Source organism: Acidimicrobiales bacterium (assembly GCA_036399815.1).
In the GTDB taxonomy this organism is placed as follows: Bacteria; Actinomycetota; Acidimicrobiia; order Acidimicrobiales; family DASWMK01; genus DASWMK01.
The window spans coordinates 1-6507 of sequence record DASWMK010000209.1; the positions used below are offsets into that span (position 1 = coordinate 1).

Sequence of the window (6507 nt, forward strand, 5' to 3'; positions counted from 1 at the left end):
GATCTGGCGCATCAGCGGCTCCTCCACCGCGCAGCGCTCCTCGGCCCGCGGGCAGCGGGTGCGGAAGCGGCAGCCCGACGGCGGGTCGAGCGGCGACGGCAGCTCGCCCTCGATGTGCGCCGACTCGGCCGGCCGCACCGCGGGGTCGGGCACCGGGATGGCCGACAGCAGCGCGGCGGTGTACGGGTGGGCCGGCCGCCGGTAGAGCTCGTCGGGCGGCGCCACCTCGCACAGCTTCCCGAGGTACATGACCGCCACCCGGTCGCTCACGTTCTTCACGACGGCGAGGTCGTGGGCGATGAACACCAGGGTCAGCCCGTAGCGGGCCTTCATGTCCTCCAGCAGGTTCAGGATCTGGGCCTGCACGGACACGTCGAGGGCGGACACGGGCTCGTCGCAGATCACGAGCTTCGGGTCGAGCACGAGGGCCCTGGCGATGCAGATGCGCTGGCACTGGCCGCCGGAGAACTGGTGGGGGCGGCGCTCGGTCGCCGCGTCGGGGTCGAGCCCGACCGCCTCGAGCGCCTCCCGCACGGCCCGCGCCTGCGACGCGGCGTCGCCCCTGCCCCAGATGCGCAGCGGCTCGGCCACGATGTCGCCCACCCGGCGGCGCGGGTTCAGCGACGAGATCGGGTCCTGGAAGATCATCTGCATGGCCGGGCGCACCTGGCGGAGCTCCTCGCCCCGCAGCCCGGTCAGCTCCCGGCCGTCGAACACGACCCGGCCGGCGGTCGGCGGCGGGAGCTGCACGATGGCCCGCCCGGTGGTCGACTTCCCGCACCCCGACTCGCCGACGAGGCCGAGCGTCTCGCCCCGCGTGATGTCGATGCTCACGTCGGACACGGCGTGGACCTTGCGGCCGGTGCGGCCGACCGGGAACTCGACGACGAGGTGCTCGACCCGCAGGAGGGCGTCGCCCTCGGGGCGCAGGTGGGCGGTGCCGGACCCGGCCATCAGGGCCGCGCCTCGCCGGGGCCGTCGCCCGCCGCCGGCGTCGGGTCGGTCCGCAGGGCGCCCGGGAGCGGCCGCTCGCCGGGCCCGGCGGCGTCGCCAGCCGGCAGCCGGCCGGACGGGAGCCCGTCGGCCGGGACGGTCTCGGCCACGGCCGGGGCGGCGGCCACCCGGTCGGGCGCCACCTCCTCGGCCGGCAGGGCGTCGAGGGCGGCCCGCACCGCCAGCGGGCCGTCGCCGTGCCTCGCCCGGTCGACGTTCACGGCGAGCGCCTTGGTCCCGAGCTCGGTGCCGACCGGGAACCAGCACCGGTAGTAGTGGCCGGGCGTCTCGGCCTCGACCAGCGGCGGCAGCTCGGCCGTGCACCGGTCCTGCGCGTACGGGCAGCGGGGGCTGAACCGGCAGCCGACCGGCGGGCTCACGAGGTCGGGCGGGCGGCCGCCGATCGCTTCGAGCCGGGTGTGGCTCGGGTCCTCCAGCCGGGGGATGGACCGCACGAGCGCCTCGGTGTACGGCATCCGCATCTCGGCGAACAGCGTCCTCGCCGGGGCCAGCTCGACCACCTGCCCGGCGTACATCACCGCGATGTCGTCGGCCCTTCCGGCCACCACGCCGAGGTCGTGGGTGACGAGGACCATGGCCATGTGCCGCTCCCGCTGCTGGTGCTGGAGCAGGTCGAGGATCTGGGCCTGGACGGTCACGTCGAGGGCGGTGGTGGGCTCGTCGGCGAACAGCAGCTTCGGGCCGCAGGCGAGGGCGATGGCGATCGTCACCCGCTGGCGCATCCCGCCCGACAGCTGGTGCGGGTACTCGGACAGGCGCTGCTCGGGCGACGGGATGCCGACCGAGCGGAGGAGGGCGACGGCCGTCTCCCTGGCCTCGTCCCTCGCCATGTCGAGGTGGTAGCGCAGCGACTCGGTGATCTGGCGGCCGACCTTCATCACCGGGTTGAGCGAGGTCATCGGGTCCTGGAACACCATGGCCATCTCGGTGCCCCAGATGCGCCGCATCTGCGGGCCGGTGAAGTGGGTGATGTCCTCGCCGTCGAACACGATCCGGCCCGTCCGCTCGACCCCCCGGGACGGCAGCAGGCCCATGATCGACCGGGACAGCACCGTCTTCCCCGAGCCCGACTCGCCGACCACGCCGAGGGTCCGGCCCCGGTCGAGGGTGAGGGTGACGCCGTCGACGGCCCGCACCCGGCCCCGGTCGGTGAGGAAGTGGGTGCGGAGGTCCTCGACGGTGAGCAGGGCGCCCGAGCCGTCGGGCCGGGCGGCCGGCAGGACCGTCCGGCGCCGGGTCGGCCTCACAGCGCGCTGCCCCGCACGTCGAAGCGGGACCGGACGACGTCGCCCAGGTAGTTCAGGGCGAGGACGGTGAGGAAGATGGCGCCGGACGGGCCGAACACCGCCCAGGGCGCCTCGTCGAGGTCGTTGCGGGCGGTGGCGATCAGCACCCCCCAGGAGCCGTGGACGCTCTGCACGCCGACGCCGAGCAGGCTGAGCCCGCCCTCGGCCACGATCACCACCGCCACGCCGAGCAGGGCGATCGACAGCATGGCCGGCAGCACGTTCGGGAGCACCTCGCGGACCATGATCCTCGGGTTGCGGGCGCCGAGGGTCCTGGCGGCCAGCACGAACTCGCGCTGGGACCACGTGAGCGTGTTGGCCCGCGTGATGCGGGCGAGGATCGGCGTCGACACGATGGCCAGGGCGGCGATCACGTTGCGGGCGCTGTTGCCGAGGAAGGCGACGATGGCGAGGGCCAGCACCAGCTGGGGGAAGGCCAGCATCACGTCGAACGCGCCGACCAGGACGGACTCGAGGCGGCCCCGATAGTAGCCGGATACGAGCCCGAGGAACCCGCCCGTGAGGGTGCCGAAGAGGATGGCGCCGAACCCCACCACGAGCGAGGTCCGCCCGCCCCACACGACCTGGGCGAGCACGTCGTGGCCGAGGCCGTCGCCGCCGAGCAGGTGGTCGAGCGACGGGCCGGCGTTCTTCAGCTCGACCGAGCTCTGGAGCGGGTCGGGCAGGGGCAGCACGGGGGCCAGCACGGCGGCGAGGACGATGGCGACCAGCCACACGATCGACAGCCAGGCGCCGACGCCGAGGCCCCGGCGGCGGAGCGCGACCGTCGTCTCGGCGGCCGGCGCGAGGACGGTGGCGGCCGGGTCGAGGACGAGCTCGGGGGTGGCGGCGGCGTCAGGCGGCGGCATGGCGGATCCTCGGGTCGAGCACGGCGTAGAGGAGGTCGACGGCGAAGTTGACGACCACGTAGGCGACGCCGATGAGGGCGACGAAGCTCTGCACGGCGACGTACTCCCTCGCCCCGATGGCCTGCACGATCGACAGGCCGATCCCGGGAAGCTGGAACAGCGCCTCGATGACGACGGCGCCGCCGATGAGCTGGCCGACGTTCAGGCCGGCCACCGTGAGCAGGGTGAGGCTCGACGGCCGGAGGGCGTGGCGGAGCAGCACCTTGCGGGGCGGCAGGCCCTTGGCCTTGGCCATCGTGATGAAGTCCTCCTGGAGGGTGGCGATCATGTCCGACCGCAGGAGGCGCATGTAGATGGCGATCTGGCCGACGGCGAGGCTGAGCGCCGGCAGGAACATGTGCTTGACGTGCTCGACCGGGTCCTCGTTCAGCGGCCGGTAGCCCGTGTTCGGGAACCACCCGGCCTTCACCGACAGGAAGAAGATCAGCAGCAGGCCCAGCACGAAGTTCGGGATGGCGAGCAGCCCGAAGGCGGCCGCGTTGGTGCCCTTGTCGAACGGGGTGCCCGCCCGGTAGGCGGTGAGGATGCCGAGGGGGATGGCGAACGCCAGCGCCAGCAACTGGGAGTAGACCATCAGGTTGATCGACACCGGCAGGGCGGCGGTCAGCACCTCGGACACGGGGCGGTGGCTGTTGTAGTACTCGCCCAGGTCGCCGGTGGCGATGCCGCCCAGCCAGTCGACGTAGCGGCTGAGGATGGGCTCGTCGAGGCCGAGGTCCTCGCGCAGCTGGGCCCGCTGCTCGTCGGTGCCGAACGGCACGATCGTCGTCACCGGGTCGCCGGGCAGCAGGTTGATGAGGCTGAAGGCGAAGAAGGTGACGACGAGGAGGACCAGCGGCAGCTGGATCAGCCGCTTGCCGACCTGGCGGAGCACGCCGGTCCTCCTCTCGTCCTAGGGCGCCGGGTGGACGCCTACTGCTCCACCCAGAGGCCGGAGGTCAGGTGCCACCCGGCGAGGAGCGGGAACGGCATGCTGCCGTCGGGCAGCTCGGGGCCGAGGATGCCGTGCACGTCGGCGGAGGTGGCGATGCCCCACACCGTGTACCAGCTCCACAGCTCCCACACCTGCTCGCCGAAGCGCCGGTTGAGCTCGAGGTAGATCTCGTCGCGCCGGTCGGGGTCGATCTCGGTGCGGCCCTCGTCGAGCAGGCGGTCGATCTCGGGGTCGGTGAACTTCGAGAAGTTCACCGGCGAGCCGCTGTGGAACCACACGTAGAGCAGGTCGCCCTCGGTGCCGCCGTGGTTGCGCCAGATGAAGGCGTCGAAGTTGCCGCCGAGGGCGTCGTTGATGAACTGGGACTGGTCGGCCGTGTTCTTCACGGTCACGTCGATGCCGACCTCCCGCAGCTGCTGGGCGGCCTCCTCGGCCAGCTGGCGGGTGTTCGGGTCGGTGCCGCTCCAGGTGAGCTCGAAGGCGAACTGGCCGCCGTGCGCGTCCTTGTACTCCTGGACGAGCTCGCGGGCCCGGTCCGGGTCGGAGGTCGGGTAGCCGGTGTCCTCGGCGAAGCCCTGCGTGCCCGGCGCCATCGGCCCGTTGGCCAGCGGGTTCAGGCCGTCGTTGATGAGCTCGTTGAGCTCCTCCTCGCTGACCGCGTAGGCGACGGCCTGGCGGGCGGTGAGGTCGTCGAAGGGCGCCCTGGCGTCGTTCAGCAGGGTGTAGCCGACCTCGGCGCCGTCGCTCGACTCCTCCAGGTTGGCCTGGCCGTTCTCCGCCATGTCCCGGAGGTCGAGGATCTCCTGCGCGCCCGAGGAGTGCATGGCCTGGAAGGCCCCGGTCTCGAGGCCGTTCACCCGCTGCCCGCCGTCGGTCACCGGGCGGAACTCGATCTCGTCGAGGTAGGGCAGACCCTCGTCGGCCCGCCAGTAGTCGGCGAACTTCGTGGCCGACAGGTGGTCGTTCGGCACCCACTCGTCGAGCTGGAACGGGCCGGTGCCGATCAGGTTCCTGGAGCAGCCCTCGGTGTCGGCGATCTGCTCGGGGGCCATGATCCCGAGCCGGCCGCTTGAGAACAGGTAGGCGGGGAAGGCCGGCCAGGGCGTGGCCGTGGTGACGGTGACCTCCAGCGGCCCGGTCACCTGCACGTCCGCGATGTTCTGGAACACGAACGTGAACAGCGGAGCGAACGCGTCGGGGTTGGCCCCCCGGTAGGAGTCGAGGTTGAGCTTCACGGCCTCGGCGTCGAGGGGCTCGCCGTTGTGGAACGTCACGCCGTCGCGCAGGGTGATGACCCAGGTGTCGAAGGTGTCGTTGGGCTCGATGGACTCGGCCAGGTAGGGGACGTACTCGCCGTCCTCGTTGGGCACGGTGAGCGTGTCGTAGATGCTCTGGGTGACCATGATCCCGGAGATGGCGAGCTGCGCGCCGTACAGGCAGAACCCGCCGGTGCTCTCGGCCTCGAGCGCGTAGACGACCTTGCCGCCCGGGGTCGGCTCGCCGGCCGCCTCGTCGCCCTCGTCGCCGCCGTCGTCGTCGCCGCCGGCGGCCGTGCTGCCCGTCTGGCCGCCGTCGTCCTGCGCGTCGTCGTCGCCGCCCGAGCTGCTGCCCCCGCCGCACCCGGCCGTGAGCAGCCCGAGGACCGCGAGCACGGCCAGGAGCCTGAGCCACCGTGCGCGCGTCCCCACCGGTCGCGTCCTCACCAAGGTCCTCCCCAGGTTGCCTCGTCCGTGACCGGTGACACACCGCCACCGGTGGGCGGCGACCGTAGAGGGGCACTGTCATGGTGTCAACGACGGGCCCGACCATCGCCACGCGGTTGTCACGGGCGCATCGCGTCGCGAAGGGCGGCCACCGCGGGCACGGCGGCCAGCTTCTCGGCGTCGAGGTGGTCCCACAGCACACCGGGCGGCCGGCGGCGGGCGCCGCACTCGACGACCTCGTCCGGCGTGACCACGAGGTCGACCCGGAAGTCGTGGTCGGTCTCGGGGAGGTCCTCGTCGAGGAGCTGGACCGGGTGGACGGTGGTGGCGACGACGGTGCGGTCGTCGACCTTCCCGGCCTGCACGGCGAGGGCGAGCTCGAGGTCCGAGAACCCGCCGCCCTTGCCCACCCGCACCCCGTCGCGGTTGACGGCCACCGACCCGCAGACGACGAGGTCGAGGTGGGGGAGGTCGGCCACCGCCGTCGGCCGGCCCACCCGCCCGGCGCCCTTGATCGAGGCGACCTGCCGGGGCCGGGCGCCGCCGACGGCCGGGTCGTCGGGGTCGAGGAGGAGGAACGGCAGCGGCTCGGTGAGGCGGGGGACGGCCACGAACACGCGCCGGCCCTCGGCCAGCGCCAG

At 73.1% G+C, this 6507-nt stretch carries 6 protein-coding genes; all 6 read right to left on the reverse strand.

Annotated elements, in window-relative coordinates:
- The coding region (locus VGB14_15710) for an oligopeptide/dipeptide ABC transporter ATP-binding protein (protein ID HEX9994376.1) at window positions 1-954 on the reverse strand (954 nt) is incomplete at its 3' end.
- Window positions 954-2261: an ABC transporter ATP-binding protein gene (locus VGB14_15715; protein ID HEX9994377.1), complete on the reverse strand. Its 1308-nt coding sequence runs from the start codon at window positions 2259-2261 to the stop codon at window positions 954-956. The genes VGB14_15710 and VGB14_15715, both read right to left, overlap by 1 nt.
- Window positions 2258-3169: an ABC transporter permease gene (locus VGB14_15720; GenBank protein ID HEX9994378.1), complete on the reverse strand. Its 912-nt coding sequence runs from the start codon at window positions 3167-3169 to the stop codon at window positions 2258-2260. The genes VGB14_15715 and VGB14_15720 overlap by 4 nt, the downstream gene beginning before the upstream one ends.
- Entirely contained in the window at window positions 3156-4103 is a 948-nt protein-coding gene (locus VGB14_15725) for an ABC transporter permease (GenBank protein ID HEX9994379.1), read from the reverse strand. Before VGB14_15725 ends, VGB14_15720 begins: the two co-directional genes overlap by 14 nt.
- Window positions 4104-4141: 38 nt before the next feature.
- A complete protein-coding gene (locus tag VGB14_15730) occupies window positions 4142-5815 on the reverse strand; it encodes an ABC transporter substrate-binding protein (protein HEX9994380.1) in 1674 nt (557 codons plus the stop codon).
- A 170-nt stretch (window positions 5816-5985) separates the two neighbouring features.
- The coding region (locus tag VGB14_15735) for a 5-formyltetrahydrofolate cyclo-ligase (GenBank protein HEX9994381.1) at window positions 5986-6507 on the reverse strand (522 nt) is incomplete at its 5' end.